The sequence below is a fragment of the Butyrivibrio sp. NC2002 genome (assembly GCF_000702265.1).
GTDB lineage: Bacteria > Bacillota > Clostridia > Lachnospirales > Lachnospiraceae > Butyrivibrio.
Genome location: NZ_JNKZ01000004.1, coordinates 358,125 through 379,186, shown reverse-complemented (window position 1 = coordinate 379,186; position 21,062 = coordinate 358,125). Strand labels below are relative to the sequence as shown.

The following is a 21,062-nucleotide window of genomic DNA, read 5'->3' as shown; positions in this document are numbered from 1 at the left end:
TATTTTAAATCGAGAAAGGAGAGTAGTCCGAAAGCCGGCGCGGTTTTTGGATGAAGATAGGAAGATGAAGAAAGAGGTACGGATGAAGATGAGATTATGAAAATAGAGTACGAGGCGTGGGTTTCGGGCGTGGGAATCCCGATAGAACAGTTCAGAGAAGGACCAAGTGATCCGCTTATTTTCTATAAAGCGGGCTATCACCTGGTATTAATAGCTTTTGCGATTGTTCTGTCACAGGGGATCCCGGTGAACATAATGGAATTTTTTCAGAGCGCAGTAACATCATTACAGACAGTAGTAGTTGCCCTTGGTGCAGGTCTTGGAGCATGGGGCGTGGTTAACCTTCTTGAAGGTTACGGAAATGACAATCCGGGCGCGAAGTCTCAGGGTATGAAGCAGCTCATGGCGGGCGGTGGTGTTGCCCTCATCGGAACCCAGCTTATTCCTCTTCTTGCAAACCTTTTCTGATTTGCAGGAAAGCGCGGCCTGCCGCGCTATAGCAAGTGGCAGGACTGAAAATTTCATATGGTAATCATACAGAGCCAGGCGGAGATGCCGGTAAAGGGCATTTCCGAGTCTTGACTCTGGTCTTTAAAAATAAGCAAAGGAGCATAATCTATGGACAGAGTTATAGAAGAACTGACCTCCTGGCTTAAGTCTTTACTTGTTGACGGGGTTATGAGCGTTTTACAGGGCATGTTCGACAGTGTCAATAACCAGGTGGGTGAAGTGACCACACAGGTTGCGACAACACCCGCGGCGTTTCAGGCAAATGTCTTCAACCTGATAAAGGAACTGTCGGAAGGCGTGATCATGCCAATAGCAGGTATGGTACTGACATTCATCGCCTGCTATGAACTGATCCAGCTCATCATAGCGCATAATAACCTGGCAAATTTTGAGACATGGATATTCTTTAAATGGATCTTCAAGACATTCATAGCAGTAATGCTCATCAGTAACTGTTTCGACATAAGCATGGCAGTGTTTGATGTGGCTCAGCATGTTGTAAACAGTAGTGGTGCTCTGATACAGGGGTCGACGGCTGTTGATGATTCAGCTCTTGCTGGTATGAGGGCTACGATTGAAGCGATGGATCTGGCAGCCATATTTGGACTGTTCTTCCAGGTGCTGTTTGTTAATCTGGCAACGCAGATACTTGCTGCATTCATCTTCGTGGTCGTCTACGGAAGAATGGTGGAAATATATCTCATGATCAGCCTTGCCCCCATACCCTTTGCTACATTCGGCAACAGGGAGCAGAGCCAGATTGGACAGAATTATTTAAGGGGACTTATCGCACTTGGATTCCAGGGTTTCCTTATCATGGTGTGCATGGGGATTTACGCAGCCCTTATACAGTCTGTTGCCTTTACGGATGACATAGTCGGATCCATGTGGGGAGTGTTGGGATATACGGTGCTTCTGTGCTTTTCCCTTTTGAAAACAAGTTCCCTTTCAAAGAGTATTTTCAGTGCAAGGTAGGGGGGTAACAGAAAAAATGGCAAATTTCGTATCAGTACCCAGGGATCTTACAAGGGTCAAGGAAAAGATAGTATTCGGTCTTACCAAAAGACAGATTATATGCTTTTCGCTTGGGGCACTCGTGGGAGTTCCCCTGTTTTTTGTTACAAAGAAGATGACGGAAAACATAAGTGCATCAACACTTGCGATGATGGCGGTGATGATGCCCTTCTTTTTTGTGGCTCTTTATGAAAAGGACGGCATGAACTGTGAGACCATCCTTCGGCACATGATCGTCTGGAGATTCAAAAGACCCAGGATAAGACCATACAGGACAGAGAATTACTACGCTGCCCTCATGAGGCAGAGAAAACTAAAGGAGGAGGTAGAGGACATTGTTGTTTCATTTGTTCAGAAAGAAAAAGAAAAGAAACCTTAAGGTTCCGGCACGCCTCTCATCCGAGGAGAAGAAGCAGATAAAGAAGGTCATTGATAATGCGAAGAAATCGGACGATGTTCCCCACTCCGCCCAGGAATCCGTGACCTTTGAGAGGATGTTTCCCAGCGGCATATGCAGGGAGGAAGGGGATTTCTATTCAAAGACGATCCAGTTCCAGGACATCAACTACAAGCTCGCCCAGGATGAGGACAAGACAATCATGTTTGAGGAGTGGTGCAGTTTCCTGAACTTCTTTGACAGTTCAGTGGAATTCGTGCTGACATTTCTTAACGTAAGTACGGATGCAACAGCTTTTGAAAAGAGTATCAGGATACCCTTAAGGAAGGACGGATTCAACGTCACAAGGGATCAGTATTCAAATGTACTGAAGAGGCAGCTTGAAAAAGGTAACAACGGTCTTACAAAGACCAAGTACCTGACATTCGGAATCCATGCATCATCCATAAGGGAGGCAAAGCCAAGGCTCAACCATATCGAGATAGATATAATGAATAACTTCAAGCATCTCGGTGTCATGGCAAATACCCTAAACGGCAAGGAGCGTCTTAAGCTCATGCATGACATTTTCCATATGGGAGATGATGACAGGTTCATGTTTGACTGGAAGTGGTGCAGTGAAAGAGGACTTGGTCCCAAGGACTTCATCGTTCCAAGCAGCTTTGCATTCCAGAAGAAAAAGAGTTTTGAGATGGGAGACATGTACTGTGCGATGAGCTTCCTTTCGATAACGGCATCCGAGATAAATGATGAGATGCTGGCAGATTTCCTTTCAATGGATTCATCGCAGGTGCTCAGTATACACATGCAGTCAATTGACCAGAATCAGGCCATAAAGAACGTCAAGCGTAAGATAACGGAGCTAGACAGGAACAAGATCGAGGAGCAGAAAAAGGCTGTAAGAGCCGGGTATGACATGGACATAATTCCCTCAGATCTTGCCACCTATGGTAAGGATGCAAAGGCACTTCTTCGCGAGCTGCAGTCACAGAACGAGAGAATGTTCCTAATAACCTTCCTTATCATGAATACGGGTAAGACTGAGAGGGAGCTTGAGAATAATGTTTTCCAGGCAAAGAGCATAGCACAGAAGCATAACTGCATTCTGGTAAGACTTGATTACCAGCAGGAGATGGGACTTATGAGCAGCCTTCCGCTTGCACGTAACCATATCCAGATACAGCGCGGCATGACAACATCAAGCTCAGCGATCATGATCCCGTTCACGACCCAGGAGCTTTTCCAGGAGGGTGAGGAGTCACTATATTACGGACTTAATGCCCTTTCAAATAACCTTATCATGGCTGACAGAAAGAAGCTGAAGAATCCCAACGGACTTATCCTTGGGACACCGGGTGCGGGAAAGTCCTTCTCAGCAAAGCGTGAGATGGCAAACGTCATGCTCGCAACGGACGATGATATTATAGTATGCGATCCTGAGGGAGAGTATTCCCCGCTTGTCCATAAATTCAACGGCCAGGTAATCAAGATAAGTGCCAATTCCACACAGTATATCAATCCCATGGACATCAACCAGAACTATTCCGACGATGACAATCCCATAGCACTGAAGGCTGAGTTTATCCTGTCCCTCTGCGAACTTGTCCTTGGAGGAAGGGACGGCCTCATGCCAATAGAGATAACCGTCATAGACAGATGCGTCCATAAGATATACAACAGATACTTTGAGGATCCAAGGCCTGAGAACATGCCGATTCTGGAGGATCTGTACAATGAGCTGTTAAAGCAGAGTGAACCTGAAGCCAGGAATGTTGCTACTGCACTTGAGATCTATGTAAAGGGTTCCCTCAACGTATTCAATCACAGGACAAACGTTGATATCCATAACAGATTCATCTGCTATGACATCAAGGAGCTTGGAAAACAGCTTAAGAAGCTTGGAATGCTGATCGTTGAGGATCAGGTCTGGGGCAGGGTTTCAGCAAACCGTGAATCCGGAAAGAGTACACGTTACTATATGGACGAGTTCCACCTACTCCTGAGGGAGAAGCAGACCGCAAGCTACAGCGTGGAAATCTACAAGCGATTCCGTAAGTGGGGCGGAATACCGACAGCAATCACGCAGAACGTCAAGGACCTCCTGTCATCTCCTGAGATAGAGAATATCCTGGAGAACTGCGAATTCATATATATGCTGAACCAGGCGACAGGAGACAGAAATATACTTGCCAGAAAACTTGGCATCAGTGACCATCAGCTCTCATACGTAACCCAGGCGGGTGAAGGTGAAGGGCTGTTATTTTTTGGAAACGTGATACTGCCGTTTGCAGACCATTTCCCTACAGACATAGAGCTGTACCGAATACTTACAACCAAACCGAATGAGATTGCACAGTATAAGGAAGAGAAGGGAGCATAAAAACTTGAATGACAGAAAGTATTACAGGAGTAAGTTTCGCACGAAGTCCTCCCTGAAGGCTGAGTATGGGAAAAAGCTTAAAAGCGGCAGGGATGGCAGGAACATTCTGGACAGCGATGAAAAGAAAAAAGCAAGGCGCATTTATGGCAGTAACGGCCAGAGGAGTCAGGATGGTGATATCATAGGTGATCCGATCAAAATTACCGAGATGGATGCGACCGGTATATCCAAAGAGGACCTTAAAAAACGAAGACTCCGTGCAAGGCATAGGAAGAAAGTTCTTGAAGGAAGAAAAGAGTCTGAGGAGCTTCTTGGTGTAAAGGCGCAGATGATTGAGGAGAACAGACATATACAGGAGGATAACTATTCCAGAAATATGTCACAGATTACAGACGAATCCCATAAAGAATTCGCTGAGCATATATCATTCATGAATTCATCTGAAGCTGAGAAGTCCAATGTATATCAGGCTGAGGTTGTGGCGAGCCATGTATTTGGCAAGAGCACTTCAGGCACTCCTGGATCAAGGCTTGATGCTATGAGGAGAACTACCTCGGGCATATCTCATGGTGTTATCGGAGCAGCCGGTCTTGCAGCGTCTGTAGCCACAAGTGTTGTTGGAAGTGCCTGTACACCTGACGGAACAGACGATGACAATTCAGGTGATGATGCAATCCGTGAAGGAATTCGGGCCACGGAAGAAGCCGGAAGAAGGTTTAATGAGAGCGTATACCGCAGGAAGCTTAAGCGTGAGCACAGGGAAGAAAGGAAGAATTCCAACGAGCAGAATCCGAAGGACGGGTCAAATCCAAAGTCCAGGGCAGCACAGAAAAAGAAGAGAAGGAAATCCTATTATGAGAGGGAGAAGGAGCGTGAGGCAGCAAGAGGCGGTCTTACAACGCTGGAAGAGATAGCTGAGAAGATCTCAGAAAAACTCAGTGACATTGCAGCAGCGATTGTTGCCTTTGTTGAGGAAAATCCCAAGCTTTTTGTGGCGATAATCATCATAATGCTCATGATAATCATGCTGTGTACCCTTATGTCCAGCTGCGCACTTGTTATGCCTGCCATGAACGATGGTGGTGCGACATCATCCTACAGTGCCTACGATGAGGATATCAAAGGCGTTGAAAAGGATTACCGGAAACTCGAGGAAGATCTTGAAGATACCATTTCAAAGACCCCGGAGCTTTATCCCGGATATGATGAATACGAGTACGAGCTTGATGAGACAGGACATGATCCCTATCAGCTTGCAGCTTTCCTTACCGCCAAGTATGACGATTACAAACGGAAGGACATGAAGAACATCATTAAGGAGATCTTCAAAAAGCAGTACAAGCTCACCTATTCGGAGAGACAGGAGACAAGGACCAGGAAAGTCCAGAAGATTGGACTAAGGTGGGTGGAGGATCAAAACCACGCTGATGGCGGGTACTATGAGCAGTATACCTATGAGGTTGATGAGCAGTACACAGTAAAGATCCTGAAGGTAAAGCTCGATAACAAGGGACTTGATCATGTCATTGAGCACTCGGGTATGACGGATAAACAGAAAAAGCATTACGAACTTCTCATGTATACCCGTGGTAACAAGGAATATCTCTTTGAGGATATCTACGGAGACGGAGATGATGATGAGTATCATGTTCCGGGAGAAGCACTCACTGACCAGCAGTTTGCAGCGATGATAGCTGAAGCTGAAAAGTATCTTGGAAGAGCGTATGTCTGGGGAGGCAGCAATCCCACGACAGGCTTTGACTGTTCGGGATTTGTATGCTGGGTGCTCAATCACACGGGATGGCACGTGGGAAGGACAACTGCACAGGGACTGAGGAAATTCTGTACACAGATCTCACCGGAAGAAGCAAAGCCGGGGGATCTTATTTTTTTCCAGGGAACCTATGATACACCCGGTGCAAGCCACGTGGGAATCTATGTCGGGGACGGCATGATGATACACTGCGGGAATCCCATTTCCTATGCGTCGGTAAATACAAAGTACTGGCAGAATCACTTCCTTTGTTACGGACGTTTGCCATAAGAAGAAAAAAGCTGCCAGAAGGGGGAGATATGTTTGAGAGATTAGACAGATACAAGGCCGAACTTGCGAAGGCCAAAGAGAAAAGAGCCGAGGCTGATGCAAAGGTCAGGGCTCTTGAAAAGAAATGTCAGGAGGAGGAAAAGACTGCCGTCCATGAAATGATGAAGGCAGCCGACATCACTCCTGCGGAATTACAGAAGCTTATCGCCTACACAAAGGGGAACATGCCCGGGGATAAGAGTGTGGGAGAGATAGTTAATAACGATGAGGAGGAGATCACAGATGAAACTGAAGACTAAAATACTTATACTTGGCGCAGCGGTGTTTGCGCTGACAGCGTTCTGTATTACAGGCAATAACATCACTGCAAAAGCCTTTGCTGATCCGGAGGCTGTAGAAGCTGAGGAAGAGAAACCCGATCCGCCTGCAGAGGAACCGGAAGAGGAGATGGGACCTCTTACTCCCGAGGGAAACCTTACCATAGTTGATGACTATGGCAGTCCTGAAAAGAGCGGAAAGCAGTTCATCACTGTCACGACGAAGAACGGAAATATCTTTTATATCATCATCGACCGTGATGATCAGGGTGAGAATACAGTTCATTTCCTTAATCTTGTTGATGAGAGGGATATCCTGTCACTTCTTGATGAGGATGAGATAAAGGAACTGAAGGGTGAAACTGATGAAGAGGTCACACCTGCTCCTGTGGTGGAAGAGCCTAAAGAAGAGGAGCCTGAGCCCGAACCTGAGGAGCCTAAGAAGGGAGGATCCAAAGCGGCTCTCATTGTGATACTGATACTCATGGCTGGTGCAGGTGGCTTTTATATTTACTCCAATAAGGACGAGTTCATAAAGAAGGAAAAGGAAGATCCTGATGAGGATTTCCAGGAGGAAGAGGAAAAGAGTGTACTCGACAGTATGCCAGATGAGCATGAGGACTCTGAAGAGTAATCAGGATATTAAAAGGGCAGTGCCATTAGAGATTCATAAGAATCCATGAATTGTCCTGAAAAAAAATGCGGCTGCAGATGCTTTGATCTGCAGCTGTTTTCATGAGAGGAGGGAATCATCATGGTGGAAGCAGATGTAAGAATGCCGATGACTGCAGAGGAAAAAGTGGACATCATCTCAAACCGTCTTTCAAGCTACAGCTTCAGGATGGGTGAGGTTATTGATGCCAGAAAGAAAGCAGCGGCAAAAAAGAAACAGCTGATAAAACACGGTAAAAAGGATGGCAGGGAATCAGTTCTTCAGAAACTGGAGAACTACAAAAAAGCGAAAGGAGTGCTGGCATGAGCGGACTTGATATAGCAAACGACAGGCTGAACAAGGAAGAGGAACTTACAGAAAAAGAAGAGTCCATCCTTGAACAGCATACTATCCATTCGAAAAAGAATTATCTCAAAACTGTGGAGGATGCAGTCGAAGGTAATGACAATAACTTTGACGGAGTGATCAACTCGGTTCCTGAAATAAAAGAGGATGATCTGAGAGTTGTGCCTGCCTGGGCTTTGGAATTTTTGGAAGATCTGGACAGGATCCTGGAAGGTGATGACACGGAGCTGTCCGGAAGAAAAGCCAGGGAGTATGAGGAAGCAAAGGCAAAAGCTGAAGAGGCTGAGAGGATTGCAGGGGAGAGAAGACATGCAAGAGCGCACGCACAAAGTTACTGTCAGATTGACAGATGAGGAATATGCAAGACTTATCGCCAAGATGGATGAGGTCGGTGTCAGCAGCATGAGCATGTATATCAGGAAGATGATGCTGGACGGGTACTGTGTGAGATTAAAGACGGATGACTTTAGTGAGATCGTGTATCTCCTTCGCATGTGTTCCAACAATCTTAACCAGTATGCAAAGAAGGCAAATGCTTTCGGTGATGTATATGCTGCAGATATGGAAGATCTGAAAAAGAGACTTGATGAAATCTGGGAGCATACAAAAAACATGATGATAGCTTTTTCTCAGATCAGATAAATGACATAAAGCATGGATATGTAAGAACTTCCTAAATGACAAACTTGGCAGATACGTTTTTCAAATCTATCATTATCATATCAGGAACGGATACTTGTTTTCTATGAAATCGCAGGTGGCATGATTTAAAGACTGGAGGTAAAGCGATGGGTATGATGAGAATTGTTTTAAAGGTTCTGCTTTTTCCGTTATTCCTTATGGTGCTCACGGCAAACATGTTTGCAAAGATGTTTGTGAATATCTCTGGATTTGTTGCAGGGATGATGTTCCTTGTCGGGACACTCCTTATCATCTACTGCTTTGCGAACCACTGCATCTTTGGAGTGGTGATGACCTTCATTGCAGGGATGATGGTAATGGCAGCGATGCTCGCCATTGGACTTTGTGAGCATCTGATCGAGATGGCGGTGGAGCTTTACCAGGATTTCTGATAACTGAAGACAATGGATATGACTATAAAGGCAGTCTGTATTTTTCATAAATATGGGCTGCTTTTTCTATTGCCGGGAAAACGAAAGAAGGGGGACCGATTATGGCAGCAACCAGGCTTATTTCACTTCATCATGTTAAGACAAAATCTGTTGCCCAGTGCCTTAAGCGCTGCATTGATTATGTCAGGGATGAGAAGAAGACTGAGGATGAAAAGTATATCAGCACCTACGGCTGTGATCCCAAAACAATCGTCGGTGAATTCCTTCTTTCAAGAAAAATCTATGAGGACAATGTAAGAAGACCGCATAAAAAAGATGTTATCGCCTATCAGATAAGACAGTCATTTAAGCCGGGGGAGATCACTCCTGAAAAGGCAAATGAGATAGGGTACGATCTCGCAATGCGCTTCACAAAAGGAAGGCATGCTTTCATGGTTGCCACGCATACGGATAAACACCATATCCATAATCACATCGTTTTCAACTCCGTATCCATCGATGGAAAAAGCAGGTTCAGGAATTTTTATTATTCAGGACTGGCACTTTCAAGAATATCCGACATTCTCTGTCTGGAGAATAATCTCTCAGTGATCCAGAGCAGATATGAAGAAAATATCAGAAACAAAAACAGTAAAAGGCATCGTTTCGGGAATCGCGCCCTTGATCAGAACAGCCTAAGCTTCCTTGTTGATATCGAGAAAAAGATGCGCGAGGGAAAAGGCAGGGGATATGAAAACTGGGCGAGGAAGTTCAACCTAAAGCAGCGTGCCAAGGTGCTTCTGTTTTTGGAAGAACATGGCATTTCCTCTTATGAGGAACTTGTAAAAAAGACGGATTCCATGGAAGCAGATATCGATGTCCTGAATGAAAAGATAAAAGCCCGTAACACTGCCATGAAGGAAAACAAGGAATTACAGAAAGCCATCATAGACTATTCCAAGACCAGGTCAGTTTATACCGAATACAGGAAGTGCGGATACAGTAAAAAGTTCTATGCCGAACATGAGGATGAGATCGAAAGACACAAAGCAGCGAAGAAGATCTTTGATACTGTTTCCAGCGGAAAGCTTCCCAAAATGAAGGAACTCCGCGATGAATACGGCGAGCTCCTTGCTGTCAATAAAACTGATTTTCAGGAGTATGTACGCATGCGGAAAGAGAAAAAGGACTTCCTTATTGCAAGGAAGAACCTCGAACTTCTGCTGGAGCGTGAGAAGGCAGAAGAGAGAGAAAAGGCGAAGGCGAAGCAGAGCCGCAGCTCGAGGTCGGAGACCTCGTTGTAAAAGCAGAAATCGCATTTGCCCGACAAATGCACTGCTTGCATGCGACCTTGCCGTGGGCAAGGGTCGACCCGGGATTATGACCTGAAGAAAAAGAGCTACAGAAAACAGATCAATATAGCAAAAAACAATTTTTCAATTTGAGGGGAGAAAACAACTATGAGAGTAGACATTAGAACAAAGGCACTTGAGAACGCATCAAACGGAGTAAAGGGAGTTGCAACAGTAACCTTTGGCAGCAACTTTGCTGTCAGAAATATTTCCATTGTGGAGAGCAAGACAGGAAATCTTTTCATGTCAATGCCCAGCTATAAGATGAAGACAACTGATGAAAATGGAAAGCCTCAGTACAAGGATATCGCATATCCCGTAAACAAGGAGTTCAGGGAGATGCTTCAGGAGAACATTCTTAAGAGCTATGAGAGTGGTGAGGATGTGACTTTTGAGGTGTGATCAGCAGACTGATTTCTGACAGAAAGGAGGCGCTGCCATGAACGAAGAATATGAAAAAGCCAAAATGGACCAGGTGATGAACAAACTGGAGGAAGGCGTTAGGAACCTTTTCAATTCAGAGAATTACAAAACCTATCTCAGCACCATGGCAAAGTTTCATACCTACAGCTTCAATAACACTCTGCTCATTGCGATGCAGAGACCGGATGCAACACTGGTTGCAGGCTATCAGGCATGGAACCGGAACTTTGGACGTTATGTAAAAAAAGGTTCAAAGGGTATCAGGATCATCCAGCCAGTCGTGAAAAAGAAGGAAGAACCACAGAGGGATGACATGATCCCAATCCTTGCTCCGGGACAGACCATGGAGGATTACAAAAAAGCTCAGGCGGAAAAGAAGCCTGAGTATGTCAACGCCGGTTTTAAAGTAACCAGTGTGTTTGATGTTTCTGATACTGATGGTAAAGAGCTTCCCACCATAGGTGTGAAAGAACTGTCGGGAAATGTTCAGGACTATGAGAAAATGATAAATGCTCTGAAAGCTGTTTCAAAGGTCCCTGTAGAATTCCACGATATCCCGGGTGAGGTCAAGGGCCATTACAACATGGCTGAGAAGAAGATTGCCGTGAATGAAAATATGTCTGAAGTCCAGACTATCAAAACTCTGATTCATGAGATTACTCACAGTCTTCTGGACGACAGGGATATCAATGCTGCAAATGGCATAGAGCAGAAATCACGTAATGATTCAGAATGCATTGCAGAATCTGTGGCGTTTACTGTCTGCCAGCACTTTGGAATTGATACTTCTGACTATTCATTCGGATATATCGCTTCCTGGAGTGAGGGTAAGGATACAAAGGAACTGAAAGCATCAATGGAAGAGATACGAACAACTTCTTCAAAACTGATAAAGGAGATCAATGCTGAACTTGGCATTGAGGAGATCGGTAAGGAGAAACATAACTTTATGGAGAAGCATTCTGAAAAGACAGCTATGGAACAATCTTCAAAAGATAATGCCAGGGACACAGCTAAGCATAAGAGGGACATGGAAGTGGCTATCTAAAATCTCGTCTGTAGATGAGATTTCTGATCCGAAGAGTATGGGGAGCTATATCTATACACTATGAATTCTTTAGATGCAATATCGTCGTCTGAGGATGACACTTTTGAAACAAAAAACAGCATTCTGGAGGTGCCATGGGGAGATTATTAAAGGCTGAGTGTGAGACCATCGTGAACTTTAACAGAGCGGATTCTTTTGCGGTTGTTTATACCAGAGACAAGGATGTAATGGATAAACTGGATGCCTTATGTAAGAAGTATCCGGACCGCTATGTACTTATGAAGCAGACCGGGAGAGACAAGTATTACAGAATGCCAAAAGAGTACGTGAAGTTCTATTCACCTGCTCAGAATTCTGAAAGTGCAAGAAGGGCTGCAAGTGAGCGCATGAAGAAAATGAACGATGAGAGATATCACAAAAAATAGTTTTATCGTGGAGCTGTAATTTAAAAGCAGCTCCTATACATAATCGACATCATTGTCTGAAAACAGATTTGCAAATATGCTTTTCAAAGAATTCGATCATAACAGTTTTATTCACGGGATGAAGTGGAGAGCGCAATGAAAATCGATTATGTAGAAGTTGGAAAACGCATAAGGGAATTTCGGGAGAAGCTTGATCTGACTCAGGAGGATCTTGCATTTGCAATTGGCACATCTGCAGCTTATGTAAGTGAAATGGAGAGAGCTGTGAAGAAACCAAGCCTTGAAAAGCTATATGAAATGGGTGAAGTTCTTGGGGTAACAGTTAATGATTTTATATATCCTGCGGCAATCAATGACAGCATAATTGCAGGATTGAAGTCAGGACTTCTAAAAAGAATCTCAAGATACACACTTGATGAACAGAGCATACTTCTTGATAACCTGGACTCAATTGTAAATATAGTCAGTACCAAGTAGATGGCAGCCGTGTGCTGCCTCTTATTTTTTTGCAACTAAACCTATAGGTTAAGCAAATCTAAACCTCTGGCGTATGGTGAAAAAATATTAAAAACATTATTTTCATATTACAGGGACTTAAATGCTGTGGACAAAAAGACGTGGGGAGGTATGGATTTTGGGAAATGACAAGCAGGGCAAAAATGATGACCTTGTAAAAAAGAAAATCAGGGATCGCTATAAAGGAGTAGATGAAGATCTTATCGATGTTATTCCGGCCAATCCCAAAGAAGATTTCTATCAGTCAGAAGTACATAAAAGAGTTGCAGTATATGCGAGAGTTTCAACGGATGATCCGCATCAGACCTCTTCCTATGAACTTCAGAAGAATCACTATGAGGACATGGTTAATGAAAAGCCCAACTGGGATCTGGTTGATATATATGCAGATGAAGGAATCTCAGGGACATCGCTGCTTCACAGGGACAGTTTTAACAGAATGATCGAGCACTGCAATAACGGCGAGATAGACATTATCGTTACCAAAAGTGTTTCACGATTTGCCAGGAACATAGTGGACTGCATCAGCCAGGTGAGAATGCTCAAGACATTGGATCCTCCCGTTGGAGTGTTTTTTGAAACAGAGAATATTTTTACATTGGATGAGAATTCGGAAATGGCACTGTCATTTATAGCTACACTTGCTCAGGAAGAGAGTCATACAAAATCTGAAATTGGAAATGCATCCATAGAAGCCAGATTTAAGAGAGGAATATTCCTGACACCGGTACTGCTGGGATATGACCATGATGAGGAGGGCAATCTCATAGTAAATGAAGAAGAGGCCAAGACCGTAAGACTTATATTTTTCTCATATCTGTATGGATATTCAACGCAGCAGATAGCAGATGCGCTGACTCAGCTTGAGAGGCTTACCAAAAAAGGAAATCAGACCTGGTCAGCAAGTGTAATTTATCAGGTTCTGACAAATGAGCGGTACTGTGGTGACGTACTTGCAAGAAAGACTTATACGCCTAATTACCTGGACCATAAGAGTAAGAAGAACAGACATAACCGAAATCAGTACAGACATAAAAATCATCATGAGGCCATTATCACAAGGGAGGACTTCTTTGCGGTACAAAAGCTCCTGAGAAATGCAAAGTATGGGAATAAGGGTTATTTTCCTGAGATGAGGGTTATAGATACCGGAATACTTAAAGGCTTTGTGTCAATTCATCCCAGATGGGCAGGTTTTGCAGAAGAAGATTACTACATGGCGAGCGACAGTATTGATGGCGGGATGTATACAATTCCAGCGGCACCTATTGAGGTTAAGGCTAAAAAGGGCAACTTTGATTTAAGGGGTTATGAGCTTGTAAGGACGCAGTTTATGACAGAGACCGGTCAATCTATATTATCCGTGACCATATCACATATGACCTTCAATAAAAGTGCGATAGAGAAAATGGCTAATGTGAGCAATATTGAACTTTTTGTACATCCGGGTAAAAAGTTGCTGGCAGTAAGAAAGGCAGTTAGTGATACGCATAACCGCTTTGTATGGTGCAAGCAGAGAGATGGAGAGCTTGTAAGAAAACCAATAAGCGGAGCATCCTTTTTGCCGGTGCTATTTAGAATCTTCGGCTGGAGGAAAGATGCCAGATACAAGATAATCGGCCACCTTCACCGTAAAGGAAATGAAACGGTTCTGATATTTAACGCTAATGAGGCCGTTTTATATGTAGATGAGGACGCTGTTGATGAGAATGATGAGCTGACTTCTGAAGAATCAGAAAAAGACTATGGATATGAAGATGCGCCAAAGAAAAAGGCTAAGAAGATTGCCGCATATCCTTCAAAGTGGGTGGACAGTTTTGGAGAGGATTATTACAAGAGTACGGCCTTATTTGTAGAGGAGGCGCCTCAGGAACAGGAGTGGGCTGTAGACAAGGATGGACAGCTGTTTAAAGCAACAGGAGAAAATGTTACTTCGCAGGAGGATGCAGCTAAAAACATAACAAAGATTCTTGGAGATATGGGAGCAAGTGATGAGTGAAGAGATTACAGTTCTAAACCAGGAAACATTACCGCTAACAGAGATGATACAGCCGAATGAGGAAACAGTAGAGGAGTTTTCCTATGAGGGATATGAAGTTGTAAGGGGCGAATTTTTTGCCCATCTGTTTGAACCTTCAGTGACGTTCAAGGATGAAAAGGTATATGTCAATGTTGCCTGCCTCAGAAAACTACCGGAAGTAGAGTACGTGCAGTTTCTAGTGAATCCTGAGAAAAAGAAACTTGCAGTAAAACCCTGCAGCGAGGATACAAAGGATTCCTTCAAATGGGCCACTGGAGAAGATGCTTCCAAAAGGAAACCTAAGCAGATAACCTGCAGGATATTCTTTGCAAAAGTATTAAGGCTAATGGGGTGGAGTTCAAATTATAAATATAAAGTACTCGGCAAACTTATAAGAACAGATACAGACCAGATTTTTGTATTTGACTTAAACTGTGCAGAGACCTACAGGAAAAAGAAAGCCGGAGAAGAGGTTAATACCAGAGAAGCATTATATCCGGAGAGCTGGGAGAATCAGTTCGGCATCCCTGCTACCGAGCACCAGGATACTGTACAGATAAGCATCTTTGATGAATACACAGTTTTCCGTATTAACCGTGATGAGGAAGAGAAGGGAGGAACGCCTCATGAGGACACTGCCGATAGCGATATCGCTGGATCTGAGGAAGGGAAGAATCAGAATACACAAGCAGACACTGCGGAGCCTTGGGAAGCCTGAATATATACAAATACTTGTGAATCCTACACAGGGAATTATCGCCATAAGGAAATACCACAAGTTCATGAAGGACGTTCAGAAAATAGATTATGACGATGAGGGTGATTGCGAGTTTTATAGCAAGGAACTTGTGAAGAGGTTGTCGAAAATGATAGGGTCTGATGATGATTCTACCTATGCGATTCCGGGAGTCTGCTATAACGGATACGTGGTGATTTTTAAATTGGAAAATGCTGAAGCTATAGAAAGGCAGGATGACCTGTAAAGGGAAAATGTATGGATAACAATTTGAAGGAATATAGTATAGATCCTATATTTGAGAGATATATACAGCCTTATTCAAAAGAAGCTAAACAGCAGCTTCTTACATCAATCCTGGAGAAAAGAGACGGGAGGGTGGTGCATGTATGGAAGCAAATGCATCTTAATGATAAGGAACGATATGAACTTTGCCAGCAGCATGGGATAAACGCAACCATGAAAATCTATTGCTTTAATGGGAGAAACAGTGCTGCCTACTATATCTGCACCAAAGAATTGGAGAGACCGGATTTGTGCGAAGAATATAGGAAATACCTTATAGGAGAGCTGTATCATCACAAGGAATTAATTGAGAAAAGAGATAAATTTAGAAGAGCCATGATCAAAGGAAGGCTTAGTGATGAGTTAAGTGCCAAACTGGGTGTTGCAGCTGCCACAGTGAAAAAATACAGTGTATATGCAGGTGCCATGGATATTATTTTTGATACTGATGCGGATTTTGCAAAGAAAATATTGATGGGTAAGGTGAAAGTATCCCATGAGAACGTGGTGGAATTGTCGAGACTCAGAAAGGAAGAGGTTCGTATAATTGCGCAGGCAGTAGAAACGGACCGGCTTGAAAAGCTGACGCTTCAGGATATAAGAAATGAAGTGAAGTGGAGCTATCTCAGATATCAAAGCTCTGTAAGTAAAGTGAAAAAGGAAGTTGTAAAGAGACCACCGAAAGCAGGAACCATAAGGCAGATGCCGGCATATGATCCGGATTCTGAAGTGAACAGCTTATGCATGACAATAGGATCCTGGGTATCGTCCATAAAAAGAGTGAACAGCACGGCGGATTTTTCAAAAATAACAACCAAGGCGAGAATCAGATTATCTAAGGAACTGTTGTCACTTGATAATTCGATAAAAGAGATTAAAGGTTCTCTGGAAGAAAGGACAGGCTAATATGAGTGAAGAATATAATGAATTTGTGCCAAACGTGCATTTTGAGCTGATTCCGATAAAGGATCTCGTGTCAAATCAGGAATATCAGAGAAATCTCTCAATGCAACATGTCAGAAAAGCAGCTGCCAACTTCGATATCAACCAGGTCAATCCAATAAAGGTCAGCAGGAGAGATGGTATTAACTATGTTTTTAATGGCCAGCACACAGCAGAGATTATAGCATTGGTATCTGAAAGCCGTGAAACACCGGTATGGTGCATGATTTACGATGACCTGGATTACAACGAAGAGGCGGATATCTTCGCTAATCAGATGAAAAACGTAAAAGCCTTGTCGCCCTATGAGATATTCAACGCAAACTGTGAGGCCGGTAACGATAAGGAACTGTTGATACGGGGGCTTGTGGAATCTTATGAGCTGAAAATACTTCCCTCAGCTGGACCTGGAGGCATATGTGCAGTCGGAGCTCTTGAAAGCATCTATGATAAATATGGATATGATGTGCTGGATCGAGTTCTTCGTCTTATCATTATCACCTGGGAAGGCGAGCAGAAATCCTTCTCTGGGAATATGATGAATGGTGTGGCAAGGCTCCTGAACAGCTTTGGTGATGAAATCAAGGAGAATACCTTTAAGGAAAAGCTGGGAGTTGTATCTATAAAGGAGCTTACGAAGAATGCTAAGGAACGACGGCCTGGATCACTAGGATTTGCGGAAGCTATGCTTGTTGTATATAACAAGCGCATGAAACCGGGGCTGCAGTGGAATAAGTTGTATTCGGTGAAAGCTACAGGAAACAAGAAAAAAGAGAATAAAGGTAGTAAGGAATATGATGAGGAAGCTCAGGTGGAGCGGGATGCATCATAATAAAAAGGAACTATGTCTTAAAGATGTAGTTCCTCTTGGAATTATGATTTAGTGGAATAATAGTTGATTTTGATATATGGCCTTCATGGCAAATGCTATAATATATTTATTATTCAGCAGTTATTTTGTAGTGTTATTTAGGAATGTATATAATGAATGAATCAATCAGTACATATCCATTTCCATTAAATTTATATAGAGAGTTGTGCTCCAAGACAGGGAAAACCATGCCGGATGAAATAACTGAAGATCAGATAAAAGGGTTAAATGTACTCGTGGATAGTATTCCCAATAAACGATATCGGATTATTTTGCTGGAAAGATATCTATATTGTAGAACATATGATGAAATTGCTAAAGAATATGATTTCACAAGTTCTCGTGCTGGGCAGATAGTACAAACCACTTTAAAAAAATTGGTGAATAGCAACTTATCAGAGATGCTTATGGGGTATGACAGATACTTAGCAATAGCAACAATCGAATCGTTGGGGTTATCCACAAGAGCAGAAAGGGCTTTTTTGAGAAATGGTATTAATACACTTGAGGATATTTTATATTTAGGACAAGAGAATATTAGAAATTTGCGAGCTATTGGCAAGGATACATTAGATGAAATAATGGAAAAAACCTGGTTTTTGTGGGATGAAGAGGGGGATGAGGTCAAAGAAGGGTTAACTTCTCGGCAGAAAGAAAATATTCGTATAGCGTTGAAGGGAAAAGGCTTCAATTCAAAGGCTATCAACGAATTTATCGAATTTGTTGAAAACAATGACATTAAGAATAGGGTATGAGAGCATATTATTATATCATTCTGTTGGATAATCAATGCCCCTAAGAAAAGTGATTTTTGGTGCGAGAAGAGTGTTACTTGCCTCAAAGTACTTTCTTATATTACAGATAATTCTATCTCGTCAGGGGCAATCCATTTAACATGAATGCGTGTTCCTGTGGTTGCTTGTATATGGTCATACCAAGTCCCAAGTGGTTTTAAGTTACCTTTAACTGAAAACTGTTTTGCATAAATATCGCCAGCTTTATTGCAGCCTTGTGCTTTAAGGGTGCCTTCGAGAAAGTTATCATCAGTATGAAATCTAAATAAGTTCTTCCCATATATATCTTTGCGATCGGTGGCATTGCTATTGACTATATCATATTTTTGCGCAATTTGTCTTGGAATGGGGAGATATGCTTCACCAGGTATATAATCCCTGGTATTAGTGTTTCTGTATCCGCCCCAATCCAGCTGAGCTTCTTTAAGCTCAATAGTATAATTATCTCCAGTATTAGCCATTGTTTTATTGTCTCCTCCATAAGAATTTATGAGACAAGTAACAAATAGAATTATATTACATTGCTTATACATTAGTAAGTGCAGAACGGGTATATATGATAACTAATGATATAGTCAATTTATGGGTAGTTGATTCTGTAAAAGAAGAGTTGTTGATAAATAATAAGAGGACTCGCCGAAACCTTATATGTTTCGACGAGTCATGTTTTACTATCTAATAGCGTCATAGATTTTCTCTGCTATTCGTTTGATTACCGGTACACATACAGAATTACCAGCTTGTTTATATAGCCGACTGTCACTTTGTTTAGGTAAGACATACTGTTCAGGATAGCCTTGGGTATTAAAACATTCTCTTGGTGTCATTTTACGCAGGCCAGTTTTAGTTTTTATAATACAAACATTATGGCCACCTTCTCCTTGATTAGCAGTTAATGTTGGAACGACACCACTTTTATTCTGACGTACATATTTTCTGCGCCATTGATATATGGCAGGATCATTTATATCGTCATCCTTTGTAGCTTCTACAAGGAGTTTATATATATCACCTTTATATTTGCCCTCGGTATAGTAATATTTGTCATCGACTTTTGTGTTAAAGTCAATAAGGTCTTTGACGGTATTTGTTCTCTTTATAGTTGAGGGCCAAACGAATTTTTTATAATCTTCTTCATCTCTGAAGGCAACAATATAGATGCGTTCACGATTTTGAGCGAGATTTCCATAGTACATAGCATTTAATACTTGATATGTGTATTTATAGCCTAGTAAATCAAGCTGTTCACATATTACCCTGAAAGTATTCCCGTTATCATGTCCGACTAAATTTTTGACATTTTCGAATAAGGCAACTCTAGGCCTTTTGTTTTCAAGCATTCTGACAAGTTCAAAAAATAGTTCGCCACGACCCTTTTCATCATCAAATCCCTGTCTATATCCAGCTATTGAAAACGCCTGACATGGAAATCCTCCAATAATAACATCAGTATTAGGTACTTCTTCAGTAGGTACGAGATGTATATCTCTCTGATCGACTTTCACATTAGTAAAGTTTGCCTCAAATGTTTGGGCGGCATAACTATCAAATTCGTTGGCATAAACTGTTTTAAAATGTGTGGTTTGCTCAAAACCAAGATCTATGCCACCTACACCGGCAAAAAAAGATGCAACAGTATACATACTTATCCTCCACCATTTATTATGTAAAATTGATTATAACAAAAATCGCGGCGCGCCGCAAATAATTTAGATTCAAATATTTTTATATATGATTTTGTTATATAATGTATGTAAAAATGATATTTAGGAGGATGTTATGGGGTATAAACTTGTTGATGTGGCACGTTTCATCGAAAAAAATCATTCAAGGGACTATTCGTCACCCAAAAGAATTGTTGATGAAATAAAAAAAGCAGAAATGACTCAGCTATATGAAGATGCAAAATTTGCTAATTATGAATTTAATACTTTTTTGAATCATTTAGCAGAAACGACAGGTCTTGTGGATTTTAAAAATAAAAATTTCTTGGATGGGACAATGTGTCACATAAGAAGTTATTTTTGGGGCAAGTTAAAATATGTAACCCATATGTCTTTTGCAGAGAGTATTTCTGTTTTCTGTGAGGCTGTTGAAGAAGGCAGTGGCATTAGATACCGCGTTTCAATAGATATAGATGAAGATAATGCGTCAAATGATGAGATGTTAAGACATAGTGACTTGATTTCTATGAAATTAGATAAAGGTTTAGTATATCTTGTAAATAATAGAGCTGCTAAAGACCTGAAAAATTTTGGTACAGATACTCAAAAGGTTAGGAAGTATATTTCTGATGGAACTTATAAGAAAGCACAGGTTTCTTATTTGATTGATATTGATAACGATACGACTGATGAAATGGTTGTCGCAGAGATAGAAAAAGCTGTAAATATGCTTATAAAATATTATAACCATGTCATAGGTATCAAATGATGATTTGAGTATCAATTTTTTTCATTTTTGGTGTCTGATAAATGGATAATTTGACCAAAGATCAAAGAAAAAAAAATATGCAGGCAATCAAGGCGACTGATACAAGCATAGAATGCATCCTTAGAAAAGCGCTATGGAGAAAAGGCTATAGATATAGGAAAAACTATGCAAGAATTGAGGGGAAACCAGATATTGTCCTTACAAAATATAGGATAGCAATCTTTTGTGACGGAGAATTTTTCCATGGAAAAGATTGGGCTGAATTAGAAAAACGCATATTGAATGGAAATAATAGTTCATATTGGTATGGGAAGATAAGACGTAATATTGAAAGAGATAAAGAGGTAAATACAAAACTTCATGGTGAGGGATGGACTGTTCTGCGATTTTGGGGCAAAGATATAAAATACAATTTGGATCAATGTCTAAAGGTTATTGATGAAGCTGTTATGGACGCTTTGCTGGACTAATGTTTTTCTGAGGAG

At 42.0% G+C, this 21,062-nt stretch carries 26 protein-coding genes; 24 read left to right on the top strand and 2 right to left on the bottom strand.

Going from position 1 to position 21,062, the window contains the following annotated elements; all coding sequences use genetic code 11:
- Positions 1–255: 255 nt before the first annotated feature.
- The 22 genes from T543_RS01830 to T543_RS01725 all read left to right on the top strand — a co-directional run bounded on the left by T543_RS01830 (position 256) and on the right by T543_RS01725 (position 18,105).
- Positions 256–468 carry a Maff2 family mobile element protein gene (locus tag T543_RS01830; protein ID WP_026491467.1) on the top strand — a complete coding sequence of 71 codons (213 nt, stop codon included), beginning with the start codon at positions 256–258 and terminating at the stop codon, positions 466–468.
- A 150-nt stretch (positions 469–618) separates the two neighbouring features.
- Positions 619–1,485 carry a VirB6/TrbL-like conjugal transfer protein, CD1112 family gene (locus T543_RS01825; protein ID WP_026491466.1) on the top strand — a complete coding sequence of 289 codons (867 nt, stop codon included), beginning with the start codon at positions 619–621 and terminating at the stop codon, positions 1,483–1,485.
- Between the two features lie 16 nt (positions 1,486–1,501).
- Positions 1,502–1,903 carry a PrgI family protein gene (locus T543_RS01820; RefSeq protein WP_026495905.1) on the top strand — a complete coding sequence of 134 codons (402 nt, stop codon included), beginning with the start codon at positions 1,502–1,504 and terminating at the stop codon, positions 1,901–1,903.
- A 37-nt stretch (positions 1,904–1,940) separates the two neighbouring features.
- On the top strand, positions 1,941–4,301 hold the full coding sequence (locus T543_RS01815) for a VirB4-like conjugal transfer ATPase, CD1110 family (protein ID WP_442855753.1): 2,361 nt from the start codon (positions 1,941–1,943) through the stop codon (positions 4,299–4,301).
- A 4-nt stretch (positions 4,302–4,305) separates the two neighbouring features.
- Positions 4,306–6,345 carry a C40 family peptidase gene (locus tag T543_RS01810; RefSeq protein ID WP_051638462.1) on the top strand — a complete coding sequence of 680 codons (2,040 nt, stop codon included), beginning with the start codon at positions 4,306–4,308 and terminating at the stop codon, positions 6,343–6,345.
- Positions 6,346–6,374: 29 nt separating this feature from the next.
- Entirely contained in the window at positions 6,375–6,644 is a 270-nt protein-coding gene (locus T543_RS01805) for a DUF4315 family protein (RefSeq protein WP_035765106.1), read from the top strand.
- Positions 6,628–7,296: a DUF4366 domain-containing protein gene (locus T543_RS01800; protein WP_035765104.1), complete on the top strand. Its 669-nt coding sequence runs from the start codon at positions 6,628–6,630 to the stop codon at positions 7,294–7,296. The genes T543_RS01805 and T543_RS01800 overlap by 17 nt, the downstream gene beginning before the upstream one ends.
- Positions 7,297–7,416: 120 nt before the next feature.
- Complete coding sequence (locus T543_RS01795) at positions 7,417–7,641, top strand: hypothetical protein (RefSeq protein ID WP_035765103.1); 225 nt, start codon at positions 7,417–7,419, stop codon at positions 7,639–7,641.
- Positions 7,638–8,033 carry a DUF4316 domain-containing protein gene (locus T543_RS01790; RefSeq protein WP_026491461.1) on the top strand — a complete coding sequence of 132 codons (396 nt, stop codon included), beginning with the start codon at positions 7,638–7,640 and terminating at the stop codon, positions 8,031–8,033. Before T543_RS01795 ends, T543_RS01790 begins: the two co-directional genes overlap by 4 nt.
- Positions 7,990–8,322, top strand: a complete 333-nt coding sequence (locus T543_RS01785) for a plasmid mobilization protein (protein WP_026491460.1) — start codon at positions 7,990–7,992, stop codon at positions 8,320–8,322. Before T543_RS01790 ends, T543_RS01785 begins: the two co-directional genes overlap by 44 nt.
- A gap of 146 nt (positions 8,323–8,468) precedes the next feature.
- A complete protein-coding gene (locus T543_RS01780; RefSeq protein ID WP_035765100.1) occupies positions 8,469–8,753 on the top strand; it encodes a hypothetical protein in 285 nt (94 codons plus the stop codon).
- A 101-nt stretch (positions 8,754–8,854) separates the two neighbouring features.
- Entirely contained in the window at positions 8,855–10,036 is a 1,182-nt protein-coding gene (locus T543_RS01775) for a relaxase/mobilization nuclease domain-containing protein (RefSeq protein WP_035765098.1), read from the top strand.
- Positions 10,037–10,192: 156 nt separating this feature from the next.
- Positions 10,193–10,486, top strand: coding sequence for a SpoVG family protein (locus T543_RS01770; protein WP_035765096.1), 294 nt, complete (start codon positions 10,193–10,195; stop codon positions 10,484–10,486).
- 37 nt (positions 10,487–10,523) lie between these two features.
- Positions 10,524–11,555 (top strand): ArdC-like ssDNA-binding domain-containing protein, encoded by a 1,032-nt coding sequence (locus T543_RS01765; protein WP_051638461.1) that lies wholly within the window; start codon positions 10,524–10,526, stop codon positions 11,553–11,555.
- Positions 11,556–11,689: 134 nt separating this feature from the next.
- Complete coding sequence (locus T543_RS01760; RefSeq protein ID WP_035765095.1) at positions 11,690–11,980, top strand: hypothetical protein; 291 nt, start codon at positions 11,690–11,692, stop codon at positions 11,978–11,980.
- Positions 11,981–12,115: 135 nt separating this feature from the next.
- On the top strand, positions 12,116–12,457 hold the full coding sequence (locus T543_RS14955; protein ID WP_051638460.1) for a helix-turn-helix domain-containing protein: 342 nt from the start codon (positions 12,116–12,118) through the stop codon (positions 12,455–12,457).
- 157 nt (positions 12,458–12,614) lie between these two features.
- Positions 12,615–14,495 (top strand): recombinase family protein, encoded by a 1,881-nt coding sequence (locus T543_RS01750; RefSeq protein ID WP_242839440.1) that lies wholly within the window; start codon positions 12,615–12,617, stop codon positions 14,493–14,495.
- Positions 14,488–15,234, top strand: a complete 747-nt coding sequence (locus T543_RS01745) for a hypothetical protein (protein ID WP_081829886.1) — start codon at positions 14,488–14,490, stop codon at positions 15,232–15,234. Before T543_RS01750 ends, T543_RS01745 begins: the two co-directional genes overlap by 8 nt.
- Positions 15,235–15,298: 64 nt before the next feature.
- Positions 15,299–15,499, top strand: a complete 201-nt coding sequence (locus T543_RS16000; protein ID WP_035765090.1) for a hypothetical protein — start codon at positions 15,299–15,301, stop codon at positions 15,497–15,499.
- Between the two features lie 11 nt (positions 15,500–15,510).
- A complete protein-coding gene (locus tag T543_RS01735; RefSeq protein WP_035765087.1) occupies positions 15,511–16,443 on the top strand; it encodes a hypothetical protein in 933 nt (310 codons plus the stop codon).
- 1 nt (position 16,444) lies between these two features.
- Positions 16,445–17,311, top strand: a complete 867-nt coding sequence (locus tag T543_RS01730) for a DUF6551 family protein (RefSeq protein WP_035765084.1) — start codon at positions 16,445–16,447, stop codon at positions 17,309–17,311.
- A 152-nt stretch (positions 17,312–17,463) separates the two neighbouring features.
- Complete coding sequence (locus tag T543_RS01725; RefSeq protein WP_197023910.1) at positions 17,464–18,105, top strand: DNA-directed RNA polymerase subunit alpha C-terminal domain-containing protein; 642 nt, start codon at positions 17,464–17,466, stop codon at positions 18,103–18,105.
- Positions 18,106–18,200: 95 nt separating this feature from the next.
- Here the strand turns inward: T543_RS01725 and T543_RS01720 are convergent, their stop codons facing one another.
- Positions 18,201–18,605 carry a hypothetical protein gene (locus T543_RS01720; RefSeq protein WP_035765079.1) on the bottom strand — a complete coding sequence of 135 codons (405 nt, stop codon included), beginning with the start codon at positions 18,603–18,605 and terminating at the stop codon, positions 18,201–18,203.
- A gap of 210 nt (positions 18,606–18,815) precedes the next feature.
- Positions 18,816–19,787, bottom strand: a complete 972-nt coding sequence (locus T543_RS01715; protein WP_035765076.1) for a DNA cytosine methyltransferase — start codon at positions 19,785–19,787, stop codon at positions 18,816–18,818.
- Between the two features lie 136 nt (positions 19,788–19,923).
- On the opposite strand from T543_RS01715, the gene T543_RS01710 reads away from it, so the two are divergent.
- Both T543_RS01710 and T543_RS01705 read left to right on the top strand, forming a co-directional pair.
- Entirely contained in the window at positions 19,924–20,577 is a 654-nt protein-coding gene (locus T543_RS01710; RefSeq protein WP_035765073.1) for a hypothetical protein, read from the top strand.
- A 41-nt stretch (positions 20,578–20,618) separates the two neighbouring features.
- Positions 20,619–21,047: a very short patch repair endonuclease gene (locus T543_RS01705; protein WP_035765070.1), complete on the top strand. Its 429-nt coding sequence runs from the start codon at positions 20,619–20,621 to the stop codon at positions 21,045–21,047.
- Positions 21,048–21,062: the final 15 nt, after the last annotated feature.

What these genes read in the sequence shown, in the direction of transcription:
- T543_RS01805 (WP_035765106.1), top strand. Translation starts at nt 6,375, where the DNA reads ATGTTTGAGAGATTAGACAGATACAAGGCCGAACTTGCGAAGGCCAAA.
- T543_RS01790 (WP_026491461.1), top strand. Translation starts at nt 7,638, where the DNA reads ATGAGCGGACTTGATATAGCAAACGACAGGCTGAACAAGGAAGAGGAA.
- T543_RS01720 (WP_035765079.1), bottom strand. Translation starts at nt 18,605, where the DNA reads ATGGCTAATACTGGAGATAATTATACTATTGAGCTTAAAGAAGCTCAG.
- T543_RS01715 (WP_035765076.1), bottom strand. Translation starts at nt 19,787, where the DNA reads ATGTATACTGTTGCATCTTTTTTTGCCGGTGTAGGTGGCATAGATCTT.
- T543_RS01765 (WP_051638461.1), top strand. Translation starts at nt 10,524, where the DNA reads ATGAACGAAGAATATGAAAAAGCCAAAATGGACCAGGTGATGAACAAA.
- T543_RS01730 (WP_035765084.1), top strand. Translation starts at nt 16,445, where the DNA reads ATGAGTGAAGAATATAATGAATTTGTGCCAAACGTGCATTTTGAGCTG.
- T543_RS01770 (WP_035765096.1), top strand. Translation starts at nt 10,193, where the DNA reads ATGAGAGTAGACATTAGAACAAAGGCACTTGAGAACGCATCAAACGGA.
- T543_RS14955 (WP_051638460.1), top strand. Translation starts at nt 12,116, where the DNA reads ATGAAAATCGATTATGTAGAAGTTGGAAAACGCATAAGGGAATTTCGG.
- T543_RS16000 (WP_035765090.1), top strand. Translation starts at nt 15,299, where the DNA reads ATGAAGGACGTTCAGAAAATAGATTATGACGATGAGGGTGATTGCGAG.
- T543_RS01800 (WP_035765104.1), top strand. Translation starts at nt 6,628, where the DNA reads ATGAAACTGAAGACTAAAATACTTATACTTGGCGCAGCGGTGTTTGCG.
- T543_RS01775 (WP_035765098.1), top strand. Translation starts at nt 8,855, where the DNA reads ATGGCAGCAACCAGGCTTATTTCACTTCATCATGTTAAGACAAAATCT.
- T543_RS01795 (WP_035765103.1), top strand. Translation starts at nt 7,417, where the DNA reads ATGGTGGAAGCAGATGTAAGAATGCCGATGACTGCAGAGGAAAAAGTG.
- T543_RS01725 (WP_197023910.1), top strand. Translation starts at nt 17,464, where the DNA reads ATGAATGAATCAATCAGTACATATCCATTTCCATTAAATTTATATAGA.
- T543_RS01710 (WP_035765073.1), top strand. Translation starts at nt 19,924, where the DNA reads ATGGGGTATAAACTTGTTGATGTGGCACGTTTCATCGAAAAAAATCAT.
- T543_RS01785 (WP_026491460.1), top strand. Translation starts at nt 7,990, where the DNA reads ATGCAAGAGCGCACGCACAAAGTTACTGTCAGATTGACAGATGAGGAA.
- T543_RS01830 (WP_026491467.1), top strand. Translation starts at nt 256, where the DNA reads ATGGAATTTTTTCAGAGCGCAGTAACATCATTACAGACAGTAGTAGTT.
- T543_RS01745 (WP_081829886.1), top strand. Translation starts at nt 14,488, where the DNA reads ATGAGTGAAGAGATTACAGTTCTAAACCAGGAAACATTACCGCTAACA.
- T543_RS01825 (WP_026491466.1), top strand. Translation starts at nt 619, where the DNA reads ATGGACAGAGTTATAGAAGAACTGACCTCCTGGCTTAAGTCTTTACTT.
- T543_RS01705 (WP_035765070.1), top strand. Translation starts at nt 20,619, where the DNA reads ATGGATAATTTGACCAAAGATCAAAGAAAAAAAAATATGCAGGCAATC.
- T543_RS01780 (WP_035765100.1), top strand. Translation starts at nt 8,469, where the DNA reads ATGGGTATGATGAGAATTGTTTTAAAGGTTCTGCTTTTTCCGTTATTC.
- T543_RS01735 (WP_035765087.1), top strand. Translation starts at nt 15,511, where the DNA reads ATGGATAACAATTTGAAGGAATATAGTATAGATCCTATATTTGAGAGA.
- T543_RS01820 (WP_026495905.1), top strand. Translation starts at nt 1,502, where the DNA reads ATGGCAAATTTCGTATCAGTACCCAGGGATCTTACAAGGGTCAAGGAA.
- T543_RS01760 (WP_035765095.1), top strand. Translation starts at nt 11,690, where the DNA reads ATGGGGAGATTATTAAAGGCTGAGTGTGAGACCATCGTGAACTTTAAC.